Annotated in this window: 22 protein-coding genes; 21 read left to right on the top strand and 1 reads right to left on the bottom strand. The window is 25.6% G+C overall.

The genetic code is table 4. The annotated features are described in order from the left end of the window. Nucleotides 1–4 precede the first annotated feature (4 nt). The 12 genes from SCANT_RS03205 to pnuC all read left to right on the top strand — a co-directional run bounded on the left by SCANT_RS03205 (nucleotide 5) and on the right by pnuC (nucleotide 9,715). Nucleotides 5–244: a hypothetical protein gene (locus tag SCANT_RS03205; RefSeq protein ID WP_144416882.1), complete on the top strand. Its 240-nt coding sequence runs from the start codon at nucleotides 5–7 to the stop codon at nucleotides 242–244. Beyond that, nucleotides 244–1,350 (top strand): MupG family TIM beta-alpha barrel fold protein, encoded by a 1,107-nt coding sequence (locus SCANT_RS03200; protein ID WP_053946287.1) that lies wholly within the window; start codon nucleotides 244–246, stop codon nucleotides 1,348–1,350. The genes SCANT_RS03205 and SCANT_RS03200 overlap by 1 nt, the downstream gene beginning before the upstream one ends. A gap of 1 nt (nucleotide 1,351) precedes the next feature. Further along, a complete protein-coding gene (locus SCANT_RS03195; RefSeq protein ID WP_053946286.1) occupies nucleotides 1,352–1,663 on the top strand; it encodes a PTS lactose/cellobiose transporter subunit IIA in 312 nt (103 codons plus the stop codon). 6 nt (nucleotides 1,664–1,669) lie between these two features. Further along, nucleotides 1,670–2,494: a MurR/RpiR family transcriptional regulator gene (locus SCANT_RS03190; RefSeq protein WP_053946285.1), complete on the top strand. Its 825-nt coding sequence runs from the start codon at nucleotides 1,670–1,672 to the stop codon at nucleotides 2,492–2,494. 71 nt (nucleotides 2,495–2,565) lie between these two features. Continuing rightward, entirely contained in the window at nucleotides 2,566–4,434 is a 1,869-nt protein-coding gene (locus SCANT_RS03185) for a PTS sugar transporter subunit IIC (RefSeq protein WP_053946284.1), read from the top strand. A 7-nt stretch (nucleotides 4,435–4,441) separates the two neighbouring features. Then, a complete protein-coding gene (locus tag SCANT_RS03180) occupies nucleotides 4,442–5,269 on the top strand; it encodes a hypothetical protein (RefSeq protein WP_053946283.1) in 828 nt (275 codons plus the stop codon). After that, entirely contained in the window at nucleotides 5,269–5,547 is a 279-nt protein-coding gene (locus SCANT_RS03175; RefSeq protein ID WP_053946282.1) for a SemiSWEET family transporter, read from the top strand. Before SCANT_RS03180 ends, SCANT_RS03175 begins: the two co-directional genes overlap by 1 nt. A gap of 117 nt (nucleotides 5,548–5,664) precedes the next feature. After that, the gene (locus SCANT_RS03170; protein ID WP_053946281.1) at nucleotides 5,665–6,021 is read left to right on the top strand and encodes a hypothetical protein; all 357 of its coding nucleotides are present in this window, start codon (nucleotides 5,665–5,667) and stop codon (nucleotides 6,019–6,021) included. Nucleotides 6,022–6,044: 23 nt separating this feature from the next. Then, on the top strand, nucleotides 6,045–6,635 hold the full coding sequence (yihA, locus tag SCANT_RS03165; RefSeq protein ID WP_053946280.1) for a ribosome biogenesis GTP-binding protein YihA/YsxC: 591 nt from the start codon (nucleotides 6,045–6,047) through the stop codon (nucleotides 6,633–6,635). Nucleotides 6,636–6,925: 290 nt separating this feature from the next. Next, complete coding sequence (locus SCANT_RS03160) at nucleotides 6,926–7,942, top strand: ADP-ribosylglycohydrolase family protein (RefSeq protein ID WP_053946677.1); 1,017 nt, start codon at nucleotides 6,926–6,928, stop codon at nucleotides 7,940–7,942. Continuing rightward, nucleotides 7,930–8,844 carry a PfkB family carbohydrate kinase gene (locus tag SCANT_RS03155; RefSeq protein ID WP_053946279.1) on the top strand — a complete coding sequence of 305 codons (915 nt, stop codon included), beginning with the start codon at nucleotides 7,930–7,932 and terminating at the stop codon, nucleotides 8,842–8,844. Before SCANT_RS03160 ends, SCANT_RS03155 begins: the two co-directional genes overlap by 13 nt. Beyond that, nucleotides 8,831–9,715, top strand: a complete 885-nt coding sequence (pnuC, locus tag SCANT_RS03150) for a nicotinamide riboside transporter PnuC (RefSeq protein WP_053946278.1) — start codon at nucleotides 8,831–8,833, stop codon at nucleotides 9,713–9,715. Before SCANT_RS03155 ends, pnuC begins: the two co-directional genes overlap by 14 nt. Nucleotides 9,716–10,000: 285 nt before the next feature. On the opposite strand, the gene SCANT_RS03145 is transcribed toward pnuC, so the two are convergent. Then, the gene (locus SCANT_RS03145) at nucleotides 10,001–10,648 is read right to left on the bottom strand and encodes a nitroreductase family protein (RefSeq protein ID WP_053946277.1); all 648 of its coding nucleotides are present in this window, start codon (nucleotides 10,646–10,648) and stop codon (nucleotides 10,001–10,003) included. A gap of 235 nt (nucleotides 10,649–10,883) precedes the next feature. Between SCANT_RS03145 and SCANT_RS03140 the strand changes: the two genes are divergently transcribed. The 9 genes from SCANT_RS03140 (at nucleotide 10,884) to SCANT_RS03100 (ending at nucleotide 22,276) form a co-directional block, all read left to right on the top strand. Then, nucleotides 10,884–11,747 (top strand): HAD-IIB family hydrolase, encoded by an 864-nt coding sequence (locus SCANT_RS03140; protein ID WP_053946276.1) that lies wholly within the window; start codon nucleotides 10,884–10,886, stop codon nucleotides 11,745–11,747. 37 nt (nucleotides 11,748–11,784) lie between these two features. Next, entirely contained in the window at nucleotides 11,785–12,696 is a 912-nt protein-coding gene (locus SCANT_RS03135) for a type I phosphomannose isomerase catalytic subunit (protein WP_053946275.1), read from the top strand. A 121-nt stretch (nucleotides 12,697–12,817) separates the two neighbouring features. Continuing rightward, a complete protein-coding gene (locus SCANT_RS03130; protein ID WP_053946274.1) occupies nucleotides 12,818–15,298 on the top strand; it encodes a fructose-specific PTS transporter subunit EIIC in 2,481 nt (826 codons plus the stop codon). Nucleotides 15,299–15,418: 120 nt separating this feature from the next. Continuing rightward, complete coding sequence (locus tag SCANT_RS03125) at nucleotides 15,419–16,204, top strand: MurR/RpiR family transcriptional regulator (protein ID WP_053946273.1); 786 nt, start codon at nucleotides 15,419–15,421, stop codon at nucleotides 16,202–16,204. Between the two features lie 83 nt (nucleotides 16,205–16,287). Next, nucleotides 16,288–18,774 (top strand): glucose PTS transporter subunit IIA, encoded by a 2,487-nt coding sequence (locus SCANT_RS03120; RefSeq protein WP_053946272.1) that lies wholly within the window; start codon nucleotides 16,288–16,290, stop codon nucleotides 18,772–18,774. Further along, the gene (locus SCANT_RS03115) at nucleotides 18,764–20,164 is read left to right on the top strand and encodes a glycoside hydrolase family 1 protein (RefSeq protein ID WP_053946271.1); all 1,401 of its coding nucleotides are present in this window, start codon (nucleotides 18,764–18,766) and stop codon (nucleotides 20,162–20,164) included. Before SCANT_RS03120 ends, SCANT_RS03115 begins: the two co-directional genes overlap by 11 nt. A gap of 139 nt (nucleotides 20,165–20,303) precedes the next feature. After that, nucleotides 20,304–20,603 carry a PTS sugar transporter subunit IIB gene (locus SCANT_RS03110; protein WP_053946270.1) on the top strand — a complete coding sequence of 100 codons (300 nt, stop codon included), beginning with the start codon at nucleotides 20,304–20,306 and terminating at the stop codon, nucleotides 20,601–20,603. Beyond that, nucleotides 20,603–21,997 carry a PTS sugar transporter subunit IIC gene (locus SCANT_RS03105; protein WP_053946269.1) on the top strand — a complete coding sequence of 465 codons (1,395 nt, stop codon included), beginning with the start codon at nucleotides 20,603–20,605 and terminating at the stop codon, nucleotides 21,995–21,997. Before SCANT_RS03110 ends, SCANT_RS03105 begins: the two co-directional genes overlap by 1 nt. Continuing rightward, a complete protein-coding gene (locus SCANT_RS03100; protein ID WP_053946268.1) occupies nucleotides 21,998–22,276 on the top strand; it encodes a hypothetical protein in 279 nt (92 codons plus the stop codon). Nucleotides 22,277–22,278 lie beyond the last annotated feature (2 nt).

The following is a 22,278-nucleotide window of genomic DNA, read 5'->3' as shown; positions in this document are numbered from 1 at the left end:
TTGAATGTCTTTAAAATATTGTGAAAATAACGATTTAAGACCCAGTTTGTGAATTATTACACCTTGCTTTACAATAATTGGAATTTTAATTGTTGTTTTCTGTTTAATAATAATTTCAAATACTTTAATAACTGCAATAATAATCTCATTATCCTGAGGAATTATTTTAGGAATTATTTTAGGAGTTTCATATTATAAAACTAGAAAACGTATTATCTTTAAAAGAAAAGGAGATTTATTATAATGTTTAAAAAACAATTAGGAATATCAATATATCCTGAACATTTTTCCAAAAAAGAAACAATTGATTATTTAAATAAATGTTATAAAAAAGGAATTAATAATTTATTTATGTCAATTATTCATTTTAATAAAAAGGAAAAAGATGAGATTTTAGAGTTATATAAATATATATGCGTTAATGCTAATAAGATTGGTTTTTATATTATTTTAGATATTAATGATAATGCTTTAAATTTATTAGAACTTTCAATAAATGAACTTAATTTCTTTAAAAAAATTGGTGTATCTTGTGTGAGATTAGATTCTCCACTTTTACCAAAAGAGGTAGCTGATTTAACATTTAATGAATCAGATTTAGATATTCAATTAAATATAAGTAATAATGATAATTTTATTAATAATGTTTTGGATTATAAACCTAAGAGGCAAAATTTGTTTGGTTGTCATAATTTTTATCCTTTAAAAAATAGTGGATTATCATTTAATTTTTTTTGAAAAACAACAAAACGCTTTGTAGATTTAGGGATACATTCTTCCGCATTTGTAGGTTCTAATTTTGGAAATAAAGGTCCGCAAAATTATGATGTAGATAATTTAGTAACAATTGAAAAAACTAGAAATTTACCAATAAGAAGTCAAGCAAAATTTCTTTTTGCAACTGGTCTTATCTCAACAGTGATAGTTGGTAATCAAGCTATGAGCGAAGAAGAAATAATTAATTTTGCAGAAGTAAATAAAATAGATAAGTTTGAGTTTGATATTAAATTAGATAAAAATCTATTAGTAATTGAGAAAAAAATTTTAGACTATGAAAATCATTTTTGAAGAGGAGATTTAAATGAAGATTTTGTTAGATCAACTTTTACTAGAGTTGATTTCAAAGATGAAATAAAGACAAATAATATTAAAATTAAATTAAATAGAGGAGATGTATGCATTATTAATAAAAACAATTCTCATTATCAAAGAGAATTAATAATAATACTTAAAGATAATTACACTCAATTAGGAAATACAGCAAATTATATCGGTTCAATTAAGGATTATGATTTACTTCTCTTGAGTATATTACAAGGTTGAGATAAGTTTAAATTTAGGGGAGTTTAAAATGGAAGAAAAAACAATAGAAATAAGTATGGAATTAATTGGTATTTCTGGTGAGGCAAAAGGAATAGCATTTCTAGCTCTTAAAAATGCAAAGAGTGGTTGCATAGTTAAAGCTGAGGAATTGGCTATTAAGGCAAAATCAAAATTAAATGAAGCTCATAGATTACATGCTCAAATAATCTCAAGAGAAGCTCAAGGAGAAAGCTGAGATATAAAAACTCTTTTTATTCATTCACAAGACCATTTTTCTAATGCTCTTGTTATTTTAGAACTTTTAGACTATATAATTGATTTATATAAAGGCAAAAAGTAATTAAATATGAATAAGAAAAATACATTAGAACAAATTAAAGACATATCAAAATATTCTGAGAATATAAGTTTTCAAGTAATTGCTAATTTTTTGTTAGAAAAATATATGGTATTGGAAAAGTATACCATTTTTGATATTTCAAAAAATACTTCTACCAGCCCTTCAACAGTGACAAGATTTTGTAAGCGGTTAGGCTTAAATGGTTTTAAAAGTCTAAATATATCATTAAAGCTAGAAAATCAATATTTGCAAACAATTAATTTGAAAAATCAAGAGTTTAATTTTTCAAGTGAAGCAAATTCTATAGATAAACTAGCAGATATAACTAAATTGAGTTTAGAAAAGACAGCAAAAATAAATAGAGTTGCTATAATGAAAGCAAAGGAAGTTATTGAAAATTCTAAAAATATATTTATGTTTGCCAAGGGAGGCAATATATTTTTGGTTCATTTATTTATAGATTGACTTTTAAGAGTTAATCTTAGAACATTTTTTTCTCAAGACACTGATCAACAACTTGCTTACTCTAATATAATTAATGAATCAGACTGTGTTTTAATTATCAGTTATTCATTATCGAGTAGTTTTTTTGAAAAAATTATTACAAAACTTAATCAGAAAAATATTCGAAAAATAATAATAACAAGAAATGATGTTTCAAATTTAATTTCAAAAGATGATATTGTAATTAGAATTGGTGAAAATGAAAGCATTATTGAAAATAGACAATCAAGTGAATTGACAGTTTTATTTATACTCAAGTCAATTTTTCACGCTTTATTAAATAAAGAAAGAATTAGTAAGTTAATAAAGTCTGATAATCTTATTTAGAAATTATTTCATATTATGAAATAATTTGCATAGATACTCCATCTAAAATTTAAATTGGAAGGAGTGTATTAATGAAAAAAGAAGAAAAGAATTTAGAAATTAAAAAGTTTAAAGACTTACAAAAAAAAGAATTAGTGGATTTAAAAATTGAAAAAAAAGATAAATTAAAAGATAAGCAATTATTAAAATTTGAAAAAGAATTAGTAATTGAACAATACAAGTCTCAATATTCAATTATTAAAGCTACTCATAATTTAGAATTAAAAGCTTTAAAAAATCCTGAAAAATATAAAAAAGTTCAAGAACAAAAAGCTGTTGAACTAAAAATTATTGAAGTACAAAATAATTATTTTCAAGATATAAATAAGCAAAAAAGAAAATATAAAAAGACAATTAAAAACTTAACAAAAGATGAAAAAAAATTAGAATTGATTGAATTAAAGAAATTTAATGCTAAAAGAAAAGAGCAACTTAGAGAAGAAGTTGAGCAACTAAAAAATAGTTGTAAAATTAACTCAATGAGGTATTTTAAAAATACTACTACAACAAGTGCAAAAAATATTCATGGTAAAGTAATGCCATTTTTGGGTAAAGTTGCTAGTCAAAAACATTTAATGGCAATTAGAAATGCTTTTAGTTCTCTAATTCCATTTATTATGATTGCTTCTTTTATTACTGTTATTAGAAGTATTCCCACAGATTTTGATCCAAATTCAGATCATGCATATTTATATACATATTTTCCAAAAGTATTAGATCATGCATTGGTTGTAATCTCTGGATTAACAATGGGGATTATGGCTCTTGCACTATCAGTTGCCATTGGAGTAAACTTAGGTAAAAGTTATGGTGAGGCTTCATTAATGTCTGGAATTATGGGTATGCTTGGATTTATTCTCTGAGTGAAACCAGAAGTACTGGCGGAAGGGGGTGGAACTGCACTACCTTTAGCAGATTTAGGAAGTCAGGGTTTATTTGTATCAATGATAACTTCAATGATTATGGTTGAGTTATATCGAATATTTAAAAAATATCGAATTACTATTAGATTACCAAAAAGTGTTCCACCAGCTGTAAGTAATTCATTCATTGCAATTATTCCAGCAATTATTTACGCAACTTTTGTAATATTAATTGGCTATATCGCAAATGTGGATTTAATTACAGGAATAAATAATATTTTAAAACCCTTAGCTTCATTAGTAAATGATAATTTTGGAGCTGTAATAATGATTATCTTCTTTAATTCCTTATTTTGATGATTTGGAATTCATGGAAGCGCAATAACAGGAATTATAACTTATCCGATATGATATCCTGCAATTGCTCAGAATTCTGAATGATGAAATAATGGAATGATTGGAGATGTACCAAATAAATTTGTAGAACAATATTATCAATGAACTATTTGAATTGGAGGATCAGGGTCTACAATTGGCTTGGCAATTTGTGGTATGTTTTTTTCTAAATCAAAGCAAAATAAAGCAATGGGAAAAGCTTGTTTTGTGCCAGCTGTTTTTAATATTTCCGAACCAATGATGTTTGGTTTTCCAGTGGTATTAAATATTTATTTATTTATTCCATTTATGATAGCTCCAATGATTTGTGCAATTGTTTCTTTAATTTTAGTCAATTTATTTAGCATCCATTGAGTTGCTGTTGCACCATGGTCCTTACCTGGTCCAATTGGAGCATTTCTTTCAAGTGGTAATAGTATATTTGCAGTTGCCACTTCATTGATATGTACTGGAGTTGCTACATTAGTATGATTTCCATTTTATAAAGCTTGAGATAAACAAATCTTAAAAGAAGAGCAGGCTTATATTCAAAAAGAAGCTGAGAAAATAGGAAAAACCGTACATGAATATATGAAAATGATTGCTTTAGAAGAAATTAATAAAAAGCAAAATAAAGATAGAAAATTCGAAAAAAAAGGTTAAATCAAAAATGAAATATAATCTATTAATTGATGGTGGAGCTACTTCTACTAAAGTCTACTTACTAGATGCTAACAAGCAAATAATTAAGAAGGATATTTTTGATGGAGTAAATTTATATACAAAAACTAATCAATCCTTAGCAGAACTTTTCAAAATTTATCAAAAATATAAAGAATACTGTTTAGAAAAATTGTATCTAGGAGCACCAGGAATTTTGGAATTTAAACAATATAAACTAATATATAATATTTTTAATAATAAAATTATTAAAAAAAATATTTACATATTAACTGATATTGAAATTCAAGAGTTATTATTTTGTGAAAAGGAAAGCTATTTAGCAATATCACTAGGAAGTGGTAGTGTCATGATTGAAAATGTTAAAGGCAAGAAACGAATTATGTCTAGTTTTGGACCCTTAATTGCAGATGAGGGATCTGCATATACATTTGCAAAGGAATTTATAAAATACGCAATAATAGATAAGGAAAGAGAAAAAAGTAGTAGTAATTTTATAAAATATACTTTGGAATATTTTAATTTTAAAGATATAGAAGAACTTAAAACACTTTATAAAAATTGAAATGCTGTAAAGTCCAAATTTCTAAAATTTAGTGTTTATATTTTAATTAAAAATTATAATGCTTTAATTAATGAAATTAATTGTATTTTAGACATTTTAGCTAGAAACTTCTTTGAATATATTGATTTAACAAAAATAAATAAAAAAATAAATATAGTGTATATTTTTGGAGGAATGGTAAAAAATAAATATTATAAGTCTTTACTTATAAGCGGTTTTAACAAAAGAAATTATGAGGTAATTATTAAGTAATGCAAATATATGAAATAATGGGTTGAATTGGAACGATTTTAACAGCAGTCTATTTAATTCCACAAGTAATTAAAGTTATTAAAACAAAAAATACAAAGGATATTTCCTATTATAGTATTATTATTTTAATTATTGCTTCATTAATTTGAATTATTTATGGTTTATTAACTCCAATACCTCAGCCACAAGTTTATATAACAAATATATTTCAAGCTATTTTTTCAACCATCATTTTAGTTGTTAAAATAATATGTTTAAAAGAAAGTAAAAAAGAGTAGTTTAATTACTATTCTTTTTTTATTTAGTTATATTGAAAAAAATAAACTATAAATAAGCACTTTTTAATCAAAAAATGTTCTATAATAATGATATATGATGAAATTCGAGGTGCGAATATGTTAAAGAAAATTTTAAGTAATGAAGAAAAGAAAGTATTTTCAGAAAAATCAAAAAAAGATATGAAAAACAAAAATTATGAAAAATACATGAAATTTGAAATTGCTTATTTGGAATCATTGAAAGAAAACGGGGGACGTAGTAAATTACGTAACAAGTTTTTAAATGAGAAAAATAAGTATTTAGATGAAACAATTGAAACACAAGAAGATTTAGTTGGTAAATTAAGACTATTATATGAGTCAGAAATGTCAAATAAAAGTAATGAAAAATTACAAGCAAGAGATGAAATGTTTGAAGAAACAGAAGATTTTGAAAAAATGATAAAAGAAATTGATAAAATTCTATCTTTATAGTGAAAAGTGGAGAATAAAACATTATGATAAAGCAAGCAAAGTTTATTACATCTGCTGCCAATAAAAGTGGCTGATTGCAAGATAATATTAAGGAAGTATGTTTTATTGGAAGAAGTAATGTTGGTAAATCCACTTTTATTAATGCTCTTACAAATCAAAATAAATTGGCAAAGACTTCTTCAACACCAGGAAAAACAAGATTATTAAATTTTTTTGATATTAATAATGGTGAATTTAGAATAGTTGATGCGCCAGGATATGGTTATGCAAGAGTAAATCGTGATCAGAAATTGGCTTTTGGTAAAATGATGGATGAGTATTTAACCAATAGAGAAGAGTTAAAATTTATTTGTCAACTAGTTGATTTACGTCACAAACCAACAACAGATGATGTTGAAATGTATAATTTTTTTAAACATCATGAGATAAAAGTATTTATAGTCGCTACTAAAAGAGATAAATGCAAAAAAAACGACATTATAAAAAATGAAAAATTAATTAAAACTACATTAAATTTATCTCCAGATGATAAATTTTTAGCAATATCTTCAACTGAAAAAAATAATCTTGAAAAAGTCTATCAAATATTTATGGAAATGTTTGAAATTAATTAAATTTTATAAAATAATTATTTAATTAAAGGTAAGTTTACAACTATTTTATAGATTGACTATATTTTTCTCATTCATACTTAGGCTATATCTTAATTATTAATGATTATTAACAATATCAAGTAAATTAGAAAAATGAGAAAATTAAATGTCTTTATATTTATAAAAAGCCATCAAAATTTTGTATGTTCTTATAATTAATTTTTTAATATTATTTAATGAGATAATTTTAAAGGAATAATATCTTGTTTTTATTAAATTATAAACATAATAGAAAAATTTTAGGAGAGAATATGAAAAGCAAAATTGAGGGTGTAATTTATGGTATGGCCATTGGAGATGCAATGGGAATGCCTTCAGAGTTATGAGGAAGAAAAAAAGTTAGAGAATTTTTTAAAGGATATATTACTGAGTTTTTGGATGGTCCCCAAGAAAATGAAATTGCAAAAAATTATAAAAAAGGACAATTTACAGATGATACTGCACAAGCTTTAGTTATTTTAGATTCACTATTTGAAAATAATTTTATTCCTGATAAAAAAATAATAGCTAAAAATTTATTAAATTGAGCTGAACAGAATAATGCTTTCAAAAAAAATATTTTAGGACCAACTTCAAAAGAGTCCTTAAAAATGATTAAAAAAAATTTGAACCCAATTGAAATAACAAATAAAGCGTTAAGTAATGGTTCTGCTATGCGAATTGCACCAATAGGTTTATTATTTAAAGCAAACCAACATAAGGATTTAGTTGATTATGTTTTTAAAGTTTCACAAGTTACTCATACAAGTGATATTACAATTTCTGGTGCTTCAATTATTGCAATGTGTGTTAACTCAGCACTTTATAAAAGTGATTTTAATGAAATTCTAGAAGATTTATATGTTGTTGATAAATTAGCATTAGATCTAGGAAGTGAAACATATAGTCCATCTATGACAAAAAGAATTAAGTTAGCAATTGATATTGCAAATCGTTTTAAGGGCAAGGATATTGAATTTATAAATGAATTATATGATATTATTGGAGCAGGTGTAAACATTAGCGAATCAGTTCCAACAGCAATTGCTATTGCATATTATGCAAAAGATGTTAATAAAGCTGCATTTCTTGCAGCAAATTTAGCAGGAGATACCGATACTATTGGAGCAATGGCTTGCGCAATTTGTGGAGCATATACTGGTGTTGAGAAAATAGATAATAATTTTGTTAAAATAATTAAAGAAAGTAATGAAATAAATTTGAATTTTTATATTGAAAAAATTGAAAGATATTGAAAACAGAAGGATATTTCAAAATGAAAACTCTAATTATAGGTTCTGCTATTGTTGACATAATGATGCAAGTTAAAAACTTACCGCAAAGATCAGGAGATGTTGTTTCAAAAGAGCGAACAATTAATGTTGGTGGTTGTGCTTATAATGTTGCAAATATTTTTAAATTATTTAATCAAGATTGCTCATTGTTTGTTCCAATAGGAACAGGGGTTTTTGCTTCAATTATTGAACAACAACTTATAAAAGATGAGCATGATATACTTTTAAAAAAAGACTATAAAGATAATGGATATTGTATTGCTTTGATAGAACCAGATGGTGAAAGAACCTTTATAACGTATTCTGGTTTGGAAGAAGAATTTGAAAAGCAGTGATTTAAAGAAATTGATTTCAAAGAATATGAAAATATTTATTTTGAGGGTTATAAAGCTTATAGTAATGGTGGAGAAAAAATTGTTAATGAATTGGCAAAATTAAAAAATAAAAATATTTATTTTTGTCCAGGACCAATGATAACTTCCATAAGTAAAAAAGTTATGAAAAAAATTATGAGTTTAAAACCAATATTACATTTAAATGAAAAGGAACTGCAAGACTATACAAATATAAATAATTTAGAGCAAGCAATAAAAACTTTATATTTAGAAAATAAAAATATTATATATGTCACTTTAGGTTCAAAAGGAGTAGCGTATTTTGACGGAACAATTTTTAATAAAGTTGTGGGTTTTAAAGTAAAGAAAATTGTTGACACTCTTGGAGCAGGGGATGCTCATGTTGCAACAATTATGTTAAGTTTATCAAGTGGCAAAACAATTGAACAATCACTAGAGTTTGCAAATTTAGTGGCAAGTAAAATAGTTGAGGTTCAAGGAGCAAAAATTGTGAATCAAAAAATAATTGATTACTTAAAGGAGCAATATGAAAACTACTAATAATGAAAATCTTGATCATGAAGAAAATCAAAGTATACAAAATAAAGAGATTAAGAAACAAAATATTTTTTTAAAGTTTTTAAAATCAGAATTATCAGGTTGGAATGCATTTGAGATTTTGCTTCTAGTTATTTCCACAGCTTTAATTTTAACTCTGGGAATTATTGCCAAAGATAAAGCAATATCAATACTTGCAGGTATCACTGGAACTATCGCGGTTATTTTAGGAGCAAAAGGTAAAATAAGTGCTTTTATTGTTGGTGCAACAAATTCTGTTCTATATATCATATTACTTTTACAAGGCTCTTTATTTAGTTCGATAATTTTGCACGCAGCTTTTTATATTCCAATGAATATTATTGGTTTTGGTCTTTGATTTAGAAAAAGAGATAATAAGGGAGATGTTATGTCAAGATTTTTATCTTGACCAGCAATGATAGTAATTTATGTTTCTTTAATTGTAGTTTGAATTGCATATTCATTCTTACTTATTGAGTTTACTGATGCAAAAAGTGTATGATTGGATTCATTTATTTTAATTGGAAGTGCTATGGCAATTATTTTAATGATTTTTAGGTATGTTGACCAATGAACATTATGATTATTAACTAATTTAATGTGTTTAATTATGTGAAGTGTTATTTTAGCAGATATTGAAAATAGTTCATTTGAGCGTTCAACAGTAATTATTTTTATAATTCAATGAGGATCAAGTTTAATTAATTCATTTTATGGATTTTGAAACTGAATTAGATTAAATAAAAATAGTAAAAAATATGAAATAAAAGTTCTTAGTAAAGAAGATTATGACAAATTAAGTAAAAGTAAAAAAATAGCTTATAATTTGGATAAATTCTTTACAAAGAAATAGAATATTAACTTATAAAGATATTACGTTTAATGAATTAGAAAATAATATATTTATATTAGTATTAAAAATATTTCTGTCTTGGTAAATTTTTAGTTTTGCGTTGATTTCATTTTTTTAATGTAGTTCAAAATAGAAATTAAAAAGGAAAGTAAAACTAAATAAATCCTAGATAAATTATTATAGAGAAAACTTATCCTAGAATAAAACTTAAAATAAAAACTCCAACTTTTAAAATGTTGGAGTTTTTATTTTTAATTTTTTCTTGTTTTTCTTTGTTATATATTTTTATTTGACAATCTTATATGCTTTTTCAATTGGTCTTCTTGTTTTTGTAAATGAGTGATGAAATTCTTGAGTAGTATCAACTTTTCCAATAAACATTCCAACCAATACTTTTTCATTATCCAAATTGATTAAATTATGTTTTGCAAGTACTTCTCCAACCATATTTGAATCAAAACCTTCACTAGGACAAACATCAATTTCTAATTCTTGAGCTGTATTAAGTACAGTCCCCAATGAAAGATAGGCTTGTCTTGCAACTCATTCATTGATTGTCATATCTAATGTAGTAAGTACAGTATTAACTCCTCCAATCATTGCTTCTCTAATATTTTCAAATCCAGCAGGAATATTTCTTTCAGTTTGCTCTTTAAAATGAATAGTTTTTAAATATTCTTCTTTATAACCAACTCAGATCATAATCGCTGAAGATTGTGTAACTCCAACTTGATTTCATCAAGCTGGTAGAATTTCTTCTCTAATTTTTTCATTTTCAATTAAAAGAACTTTAAATGGCTCCATTCCAAATGCACTTGGTGCTCATCTCACAGATTCTAATAATTCTTTTTTTTGCTCATCAGATAGTTTGAAATCTTTTTGATATCTTTTAGCAGAAATACGACTATTTAATAATTCTAAACTTTTTGTCATTTTTATTTTCCTCTCTTTTTTTAAGAAATGCTAAAAATTTTAAGTAATCAAAATTATAGATATTAAATTTTTATTTTAGTAATTAAACCATTTATTTCTTAAATATTTTCTAAATTAAGTAATATGAACATTTTTATATTTATATTACCTAATAAGTATAAACCTAATATAAGTTTATAATTAAATTATTTTTTGAAAAATTCAATATAAAATAATCTTGTAATGGAGGATAAAAATGAGAAAAATTAAGAAAATAGCAGCGACTGACATGGATGGTACAATTATTTTTGAGTTGGATACTATTAGTGAAGAAAACAAAAAACAATTGTTAAAGTTTCAAAAAAAATCAAATAATAGTTTAACAATTGTCACAGGTAGAAACTATTTTTTAGCAGATTTTGCAGCTAGAGAATTAAATATTAATTTACCTGTAATTTGTTCAAATGGTGCTTCAGTAATTGATCCACAAACTTTAAAGTATATTGCAAAAAAACATTTTAAAAAAGAGGAAATCAAGGAATTATTAGAAAAATTTTTAGATACAGGAATTGAAATTAACGTTCCAAATGACTTTAGAACACATTTTATTCAAAACGAAGATTGATTTGACTATCTAATGGAAAATAAGGTTAATTTAGATTTTTCTCATTTTCCTGATCAAAAAGTTATATGCAACTATGAAAGTATAGAAGAATTAATTGAAAAAGGTTTAGATTTAGATGAAAGTTTTCCTGGGTTAGTTGCAAATATTAAAAATGACAAGCAATTAGAATATGTTAGAGCTGTTGTAAATGAATATGATTTATTAGCTTTGGAATTTCCAAAAGAAGATAACTGTAGAATTGAAATTTATAAAAAGGGTGTTACAAAAAGTTGAGGTTTAAATAAGTTATTAGATAAATTTAATTTATCTAAAGAAGACATTCATTTATTTGGTGATGAACACAATGATTATCCAATGTTTGAACAATTTCCTAATTGCTATGCAGTAGGAAATGCAATTGATGGAATTAAAGAACTTTCAAAGGAAGTTATTGATACTGTTCAAAATGCTGGTGTTGGAAAAAAACTAAATGAAATTGTGGAAGAATTCCAGTAAAAAATAAATTATAAAATAATTAAAGAGGTAATGAAAAATGACAAATAAAATAATTAAAATTAAACCTTTCTTTTCGAAAAGAATTTGAGGGGGCAATAAATTAAAAGAATATGGATTTAATATTCCCAGTAACGATATTGGTGAAGCATGACTTATATCAGCACATGAAAATGGAATGTCTTTGTTAGAGGATAATACTACATTTAAGGATTTTTTTGAAAAAAATAGAGATAAATTTGGAATTTCTAATGGGTTAGATTTTCCTTTGTTATCAAAAATAATAACAGCAAATGATTATCTTTCCGTTCAAGTTCACCCAAATGATCAATACGCAAAAGTTCATCATAATTCTTTAGGAAAACCAGAAAGTTGGTATGTAATTGATTGTCCAAAAGACGCAAAATTAATTTATGGTCATAAAGCAAATAATTTAGATTCCTTTAAACAATTAATGCAAGAAGGTAATTGAAAAGATTTACTAAAAGAAGTTGAGGTAAAAAAAGGAGACTTTCTTTATGTAGAGCCGGGAAAAATTCACGCAATTACTCCTGGAGTTGTAGTTTATGAACTTCAAAGATCTAGTGATATAACTTATAGACTATACGATTATGATCGAGTTGATGATAAAGGAAATCCAAGAGAGTTGCATATTAAAGAAAGTTTAGATAATCTTTCAATTCCAGATTCAAAAGATATAATTCTTAGAAAACAAGATAATCTTAAGTTTAATTGTGAATTCTTTTCTTTTGAAAAAAATAAAATTGAGTTTGGTAAAGCATTTATTTGAAAAAAACCAGAGAATATTAAATGATATCAGTTAACTATTTTAAATGGAAATTGCACTATTAACAATATTAATTTTAAAATGGGAGAATCTGCTATTTGTATTGATAATTTAAAAGAATTAGAAATAATTGGGAAGTGTGAAATCATTATTTCTTGAACATAAATAGATATAAAAGACTCATATTTTTATAAAACCTTTTTAGGTTTTTTTCTTTTGTAGATAATATGTTGATTTTTTATAATAAATGGAAAATAATCTAGTTGAAAGGAAAAAAGTGGAGAATATGGAAAACATATATAAAGAAAAAAACATTTTTTTAAATATTGATCTCAATTCAAAAGATGAAGTTTTAAAGTACATTTGCAATAAGGCAAATGAATTAGGTATCTATCAAGATACAAAATCACTATTAAAAGCTTTTTATGATAGAGAAAAACAAGGAACAACAGGATTTGAAGATGGTTTTGCAATACCCCATGCAAAAGTTAAGGGGATTACATCAGCATCAATTATTTGTATTAGAACTTTAAATGGAATTGAATGAGAGGCTCTTGATGGTCAACCATCAAATGTTATTATTGCTCTTATTATTCCAGAGAATGCTTCAAAAGAACATTTAGATATTTTAAGTCAAACTGCAAAAAAATTAATGGATGATAAACTAAGACAAAAATTAAAAGATGCAAAGGATTCAAAAGAGTTTTCAAAATTAATTCAAGTGAAGCAAGCTGTTATAAAAAATAATCAAGATGATAATAAAAAATCAGGTAAAAATATTGTGGCTGTTACAGCTTGTGTTGTTGGGGTTGCCCATACATATATGGCTGAAGATAAATTACTTTCTGAGTTATCAAAAGCAGGATATAACATTCGTGTTGAAACTCAGGGAAGTAAGGGGATTGGTACACCCTTAACAACAAAAGAAATTGAAAATGCTGATGTTGTTATTATTGCAGCAGATACTAAAGTTAATTTACAACGTTTTAATGGAAAACCAGTTTATCAAACTCATGTTGCAAGAGCAATAAAAGAACCATTAAAATTAGTCGATGAAGCTTTTGCCAAAGCAACTATTCAAATGAATAGTGAGTTTAAAAATGATGGAGGTATGAATAAATCAAAGCAGGGTGTGTTACAACATATTTTAGCTGGAATTTCATATATGATTCCTGTAATTATAATGGGGGGAATTTGTTTAGCATTTTCAATTGGGATTGCTAAAGCAATTTGAGGTCCCTCAGCAGGAACAGGAGGACCCATTGGTGAAAATGGTGAACCGTTGTATCCATGAAATCCATTAGCAGTAATGGATAAAATTGGTGGAGCTGCATTTGCATTAATGATTCCAATTTTAGCAGGATTTATTGCAAATTCAATTGCAGGTAGAGCTGCAATTGCACCAGCGATGCTAGGAGCATTTATTGGAAATGATGCATCTAAATTTATGCCATTACCAGGAATGACAGAAGTTAGCACACCAACAGGATTTATTGGTGCAATCATAGCTGGTTTATTAGTTGGGTATTATGTAAAGTGAGTTAATACTTGAAAAGTTCACAAATCACTTAAAGCTGTTATGCCAATATTCTTTATTCCATTAACAGCAGGTATTGGAATATCAATTTTATTCATTTATATTTTGGGTGGACCAATTGGTTGATTAATGAATCAATTATCATCTGCTATTGAATCAGGATATAGAAGTGAAAGTTTTGGTATTGGTTTAGGAATTGGTTTAGGTATTTTATTAGGAGCAATGGCTTCATTTGATATGGGTGGACCAATCAACAAAATTGCGTTTGTGACTTGCTCTGCATTAGTTACATTAGAAAATCCTATTGCAGAACCAATGGGAGCAATGGCAGCAGCTATTCCAGTAGCTCCATTGGCAATGGGATTAAGTACTATTTTATTTAAAAGATTTTTTACAAATGAAGAACGAGGTATGGGTATTTCAGCAATGATAATGGGTACAATTGGGATATCTGAAGGAGCAATTCCATTTGCTATTAGAGATCCAAAAAGAGCTATTATTGCAAACGTTCTTGGAGGAATGGTTGCTGGAGCAATTGCTGGAGGATTTCAAGTTACAGATCTTGCAGCTCATGGGGGACCAATTGTAGCAATCTTAGGTGCTGTTCCTTATGGATGATTTACAATAATATTCTTTATTGCAATTTTAGCAGGTGTGACTGTAACAACTTTAGTTTATGGAACATTGTTAATTTTAAATAAAGGAAATATTGGTTCTTTAAAAGAACATCATGTTTTAAAAATGGAACAAATTATTGAAAATAAAAAAGAAAAAATTGAAGAAATTAGAAATCAAATGTTAGTTTTAAAAGATTCATTAAAATCTGCAAAAACTCAAAATGATTTAGATAATATTCATAAAGAAATTAATAATTTAAAAGAAGAAAAACAAAAAATTAATATAGAAGCAAAAGAGCAAATTCAACTTGCAAAAAATGCTTTCAATCAATTAAAAGATAGTGAAAAATTATTTATTAAAGAAAATAGCAATAAAATTAAAGAGTTTATAAAAAATTCTAAATTAACTAGAAAAAACTCTTTACAAGAAATCTCTAATAAAAAAAATCAAGAAGTTGTAAATTTACAAAAATTTGATAAGAGAAATTATCTTGAAAATTATTCAAATCAAGTTGATCTAATTAAAGATGATTATCAAAAATCAATTGTTGATTATCAAATTAAATTAAAAGAAAAATTTATAATTGATTATAATAAACTTATAAATAATTAGTTAAAGAATTAAAGAATGTTTAAATAGTTATTCAATACTATATAAATATTCTTTTTTTTTTTTTTTTTATATGTAGTATTACTAATATATAAAACTGTATGAATAAGTAGGGATACACATATGAGAATCAGAGAAAAACTTAAAAATGTTATAAAAACTAATGATAAAACTCTAAATTATCAAATTGCAAATTTTATATTAAAAAATGCTTATAATAATGTTTTTTTAAAATCAAAAGAAGTTTCTTTTAAACTAAATATTTCAAAATCAACTTTAACTCTTTTTTCAAAAAAACTTGGTTATGAAGGATATGGCGAGTTATTACATAAGCTAATTGCTGAAATGGAATTTTATGGCTTAAAAGAACAAACTAATAATCAAGACAAGGAATTAGATTTAATTGATTGAATAGATATAAATAACTTTATAGATAGATTAGAAATCCAAAAAAAAGTAGATTTTTTTGTACAAGAAATTAATAGAACAAATAGATTAGTAATTATTAGCAGTCAAGAAAATGATTTTAAATTATTAACTCTTTTTTCACAAATTGTTAATAATAATAAGCAAACTTTTTATTATAATAATAGGAAATTTGAAAGAAGTTTATTAACAATACTAAAACCAAATGATACAATATTTTTTTTTATGACTGGCTTAGATATAGATGAAATTCTTAATTATATTAGTATAGCAAAAGATAATAATATAAATTTTTTAATTATTACAAGTGAGTCTCATTTCTCAAAAGTAGTGAAATATCAAGATGATCTAAATAAGATAATTACCATAAAGTCAATAAGTGGTCTAACTAGAGAAACAAGAATATTAATAAGATTAAATCAAATTAATATAATATTAACTAACTTAATTTTTAAGTTGACTAAACAAGTTCATAAAAAATAAACGAGTTCAATAAATGCAAATATTTTTTATTTTTTCTTAAAATTATTATGAATTAGAAAAAATTCTAATAAGAAAGGAAATATATGGAAAAGATAAAAATTTATGCTCCTGTAGATGGAATTGTTAAAGCAATTGAAAATATTTCAGACCCTGTTTTTGCAAGCAAATCTTTAGGTGATGGAGTTTATATTGAACCAAGTTCAGATATTTTTTATTCACCGGTAAAAGATGGAAGAATAGAATTAATCACAGATACTAAACATGCAATATATTTTTCAACAAATAATTACAATGTTTTAATGCATATTGGTTTAGAAACAGTTGCGCTTTCAGGTAAACCATTTTCATTGTTAGGAAAACAAGGTCAAGAAGTTTCTCTTGGTGATGAAATTGTTAAAGTTGATTGGAAAATTATTGAAGCTGCAAATTTGCCAAAAGTAACACCAGTATTAGTAGATTTGAATTCGGTTTCAAAATATAAATTAACAATTAAAAATGAAGGAAAAAAAGTTAAAAAAGGTGAGTTAATTTATGAAATAGAAATTGAAGATGTAAAAATAATTAAAGATAATAAAATTAAAATTGAAAAAAGAGAAGGTAAATATAAATCTTTGGCTCTAAAATATCTAGAAGCTATTGGTGGAAAAAACAATCAATCTCTTGTACACAATTGCATGACAAGATTGCGCTTTAAAATTATTAATAAAGATCTTGTTAATGAAAAAGCTTTAAAAGAAATTGAATTGACTAAGGGAATTAATTGAAATGGTGAAGAACTTCAAATAATTATTGGAGGAGAAGTTTACAAAGTTAAAGATGAATGTCAAAAAATAATTGACAATAAATCAACAAGTGATGAAAAACAAAAAATTACAAAAGTTCCAAGAAAGCAAAAAATCATGGGAGCTATTACTGCCATTGTTTTTCCAACTATTCCAATTTTAATTGGAACAGGAGTAATTAGTGGATTACAAGCTATTCTTGCAATTTCTGGTGTAATTTCAAATCCTGCACCAGGTCAATCAGTAATGGAATTGGATTTATTTAGTTCTTTAATGTATATTATGTCAAAAGTAGGAATTGAATTAGTGGGAATTGTATTTTTATGCAGTACTGTAAAATATTTTAATGGAGATCCCTGGCTTGCCATATGATTAGGAGCTGCATTAACTAGTAGATATTTATTTGGAAGTGGATGAACTTTATTTACATTATTTGGAAATCCCATTGTTATTAAAACTTATGAGGGTACAGTTTTACCAATGATATGTGCTGGTTTACTATTAGTATTTTTAAATAATTGAATTAAAAAATGAATGCCAACATCAGTTGATATTGTCTTTAGACCAGCATTAGTTTTCTTATCAACATTCCTAATAATGCTATTTACAGTAGGCCCATTTTTTAGAATTATTGAGCAATTTATTGCAAAATTCGTAATCTTATTAGGAAAAATACCATTTGGAATAGGTATGGGAATATTTGCAATGATATGGCAACCTTTAGTTTTAACAGGAACTCACGTTGCTGTTGTGACTGTGATTGCATTACCAATGAATGATGGAGACCCATCAGCTATGTATGCTTGTTTACAAATAGCAATTATGGGACAAATTGGAGCTGTATTAGCTTTAAGTTTTATTAGCAAAAATCAAAAAACAAAACAAGCTATCTTTGCTTCATTGCCTGGAGCTATATTTGGTGTAACTGAACCAATTATTTACGGAATTAATTTACCGAAAATAAAACCATTTATTTTTGGTTGTGTTGGTGGACTGGTTGGAGGATTTGTTGCAGGAGTATTAGGAGTTGCTCAATATAGAAGAACTGGAACTGGTATTATGTCTTGAATGGGATTAGATATTGGATGGGGAATAGTATTTGGTATTTTAGCTGGATTTATTTCTTTAATTACAGCATTAGTTTTAACATTGATGTTGTATCAAGATCGTAAATCAGAGTATATTGCCTTTAGAGAAAACAATAAATTATTATTAAAAACAGTTAAATTAAATTTTGATTTTGATGATACTAAATTAAAATCTTTAAAAGAAGAATTAGCAAAAGAAACTTTAGCAATTAAAGATTTTAATAAAAATTATAAAAATTATGAAAATACTTTAATCTCTTTACAAAAAAAAGAAATTAAAAAACAAAATATAATAAATAGATTTGAAATGAAAAAAGAAAAACTTTATAATAAAATATTAAAACTAGAAGATAAAGATTTAGATAAATATAATTATTTTGCAAATAAATATAATAACTTAAAATTACCTGAAAATTTTAATGAGTTAGTAATTGAAATTAAAGAACTTGAATTAAAATTAAGTAATTGTGAAAAAGAAGTAAAAACTTTTAACACACAAAAATATAAAGAAGTATCTGATATTATTGATAATTTAAATGTTAATAAAAATCAAATTTTAGAAGATTATAAAAAAGTTTATTTAAATGCAATTAATTCTATTGATATTGCCTATGAATTAACTGAAATGAATAATTTAAATTGAACAAAAAAAGAAGTTTTAAACTTAAAAACAAGAGAGGAAATGAAGCATGTCAAATAAAATACCAAGTAATTTTTTATGAGGTGGGTCAACTAGTGCCTACCAATTTGAAGGAGGTTTTGATCAAGGTGGAAAAGGTAAATCAATTCAAGATACAAGAACAAACATTCCACAAGGAACAACTGATTTTAAAGTAGCTTCAGATCATTATAATCATTGAAAAGAAGATGTGGCGTTAATGGCTGAAATGGGATTTAAATCTTATAGATTTTCAATTGCTTGAACAAGAATTTTGCCAGAAGGTGATGGAGAAGTAAATAAAGAAGGAATTGAATTTTATAATAACTTAATTAATGAGTTGTTAAAATATAAAATAACTCCAATAGTAACGATGTTCCATTTTGATTTACCTCATAGTTTGAATTTAGATGGAGGTTGATTGAATAAAAGAACAATTAATGCCTTTGAACAGTATGCAAAAGTTTTATTTGAATCTTATGGTGATCGTGTAAAACATTGATTAACAATTAATGAACAAAATGTAATGATTTTATTTGGCGAAATTGTAGGTATTAATTTACCAAAAGGTGGAAACAAACTTAAAAATATCTATCAAGTAAATCATCATATGATGTTAGCTCAAGCAAAAGCTATTAATTTATGTCACGAAATTGTTAAAAATGGTAAAATTGGTCCCGCACCAAATATTACAAGTGTTTATGGTAATACTAATAAACCAATTGACCAATTTGCAGCTTTCAATATGAGAGTAATGCGTAATTGATTTTATTTAGATACTTGTGTTTTTGGAAGATATAATCAGTTAGTTATCAATTATTTACAAGCAAACAATTCAATGTTTGAATACACTGAAGAAGAGATGAAAATAATAAAAAAAGGAAAGCCAGACTTTATTGCTTTTAACTACTATGCATCTGCTACTGCAAAAATGCCTGAAAGTGATGAATTATTTGATGAGTTACCAGATCAGCAAAAAGTAAAAAGTGTAAAAGGTATGTATGAACAAGTTAAAAATGACAACTTATTAAAAACTCAATTTGGATGAGAGATTGATCCATTAGGTTTTAGAAATACAATTAGAGAGCTTTGAGATAGATATCAATTACCTTTAATAGTGACTGAAAATGGAATTGGTGGCTATGATACTTTAACAAGTGATGGTAAAGTTCACGATGATTATCGAATTGAGTACTATAAATTTCATTTAAAAGAATTGAAAGCAGCCATTATTGAAGATAAAATAGATATTTTTGGATATAATCCTTGAAGTGCAATTGACCTAACATCAACACATGAAGGTGTTAAAAAACGCTATGGTTTTGTTTATGTTAATCGTGATGAGTTTGATTTAAAGGATTTAAAGCGTTATAGAAAAGATAGTTTCTTTTGATATCAAAATTTAATTAAAACAAATGGGGAAGAGCTTTAAAAATATATAAAACTAATATTTACAATTATTTCTTAATATGTAAATATTAGTTTTTTTGTTTTATTTATTTGGAAATATTTTCATAAATATAAGAATATTATCAAATTTTTTTCCCTTAAAATATGATTGGAGGTATTATATGAAAAAAGGCTTATTAATATGTAGCGGTGGTATTTCAACTACAATGATCGCTAAAAAATTAAACGAATGTGCTGATGGTTATATTGAGTTTGAAGCTAAAGGTATAATGACTGATACAAGTTGATTAGACTATTTAGAAGACTATTCAATATTGCTCGTCTCACCACAAATTAAGCATATGTATTCAAAACTTGAAGAAGATGTTGATGGAAAAATAAAGATGATTCAAATTGATGCAGAATATTTTAATCTTAATTCAATTGCTCAATTCTGAGAAAAAAATAAGGAGAGTATATAATGAGTCCAAAAGGTAAAGATTCAAAAGAAGATTCAAAATTCAAAATATGAATGAATAATAAATTAATACCATTTTTTGGAAAGATTAGTACTCAAAGACATTTATTAGGTATAAGAAACGGGATAATGGCAGCATTACCATTTATATTAGTTGGAAGTGTTTTTTTAATTATCTCAAGTATTCCAATAGGAACTGGAGATGGACAATTATTATCAACTCTTTTTCCACCCGAGTTAAAAGTGGCTTTTGATCTTATTAATAGATTTACATTTGGTATTATGGCATTGTATATGGCAATTGGAATTGGTTCAGAACTTGCCAGACTAAGTAGATTAAGTTCAACTCAAGGAGCTGTTATTGGTGCAATGGGGTATATAATGTGAATACTGCCATTATCATTAAATGTTAGTGTTTTGTCTGAACAAGAATCTGCACAATTAGCAGAATTACTTGATAAAACAGGAATATCTTTTAGTATTTTAAAAGGTGGATTGTGAATTAATATAAAGGATTTAGGAGGTTCAACAGCTTTTGTTGCTATTGTTTCTTCTACAATTTGTGTAGAAATTTATAGAGTTTGTCTTAAGTATCGAATAACTATTAGATTACCAAAACAAGTTCCTGATGCTGTAAGTAATTCCTTTTCAGCCTTAGTTCCAATTTTCTTTGGTGCTCTAATTATAGGATTTATTAGATATATTGTAGGATTTGATTTGGCAAATTTCTTAAAAGATGCTTTAGCACCAATGGGGAATTTCTTAGTAAGTAATTTATTAGGAGCTTTAATTATTATATTTTTAATTGTATTTCTATGATGATTTGGAATTCATGGTGGTTCATTAGTTCAATCAATTACAAGACCTTTTTGAATTATTGCTCTTGAAGAAAATCAAGAGGCCTTCAAAAATGGTGAAAAGGTTCCAAACTATTTTATAGAACCATTCTTTCAATGATTTGCTCAGGTAGGTGGAGCTGGAAATACATTAGGTCTTGTGATAGTAGGTTCAATAATTTCTAAATCAGCAACTTTAAAATCTATGTCTAGAACAAGTCTGGTACCAGGAATATTTAATATTAACGAACCAATATTATTTGGATTGCCAATATTATTAAATCCTTTTATGTGGATTCCATTTGTATTGGGTCCAGTTGTATCTGCAACAATAGGATATCTATTGCAAATTACATTTGGTATTCATTGAGTTACAATGGCACCTTGAACAATGCCAGGTCCCTTTGGAGCATTCTTTGCAAGTGGTAATCAATGACAAGCGTCCATTGCTGCATTAATTGTCTTAGCTTCAGCTATTGTAATTTGATTCCCATTTACATTAGCTTATGATAGATTTTTATTGAAAAAGGAAAAAATAGATAGTGAGTCAGGTGTTTTATAGATGAGTACATTTACATTAATAATAATTTTTACTTTATTATCTTCTATTAATTGAATAGTTTCTATCTTTACTTATAGAAAATATGAAGGAAAATTAAAAGGTAAAAATTTAGTTATAGGAGTTATTGGTTTAATATTATTTATTGGTGTAAGTTGAATTATAGCTACTTTTCTTCCTTTAATTATTTTAATTATATTTATAAGTTTTTATTTAGCATGGTGACTAAATTATATGTATTATTTATTAAAACAAAATAAAATTAAAGAAAGGATTTTCTAATT

This window comes from Spiroplasma cantharicola, assembly GCF_001281045.1.
GTDB lineage: Bacteria > Bacillota_I > Bacilli_A > Mycoplasmatales > Mycoplasmataceae > Spiroplasma_A > Spiroplasma_A cantharicola.
This window is presented reverse-complemented; position numbering and strand designations above follow the sequence as displayed.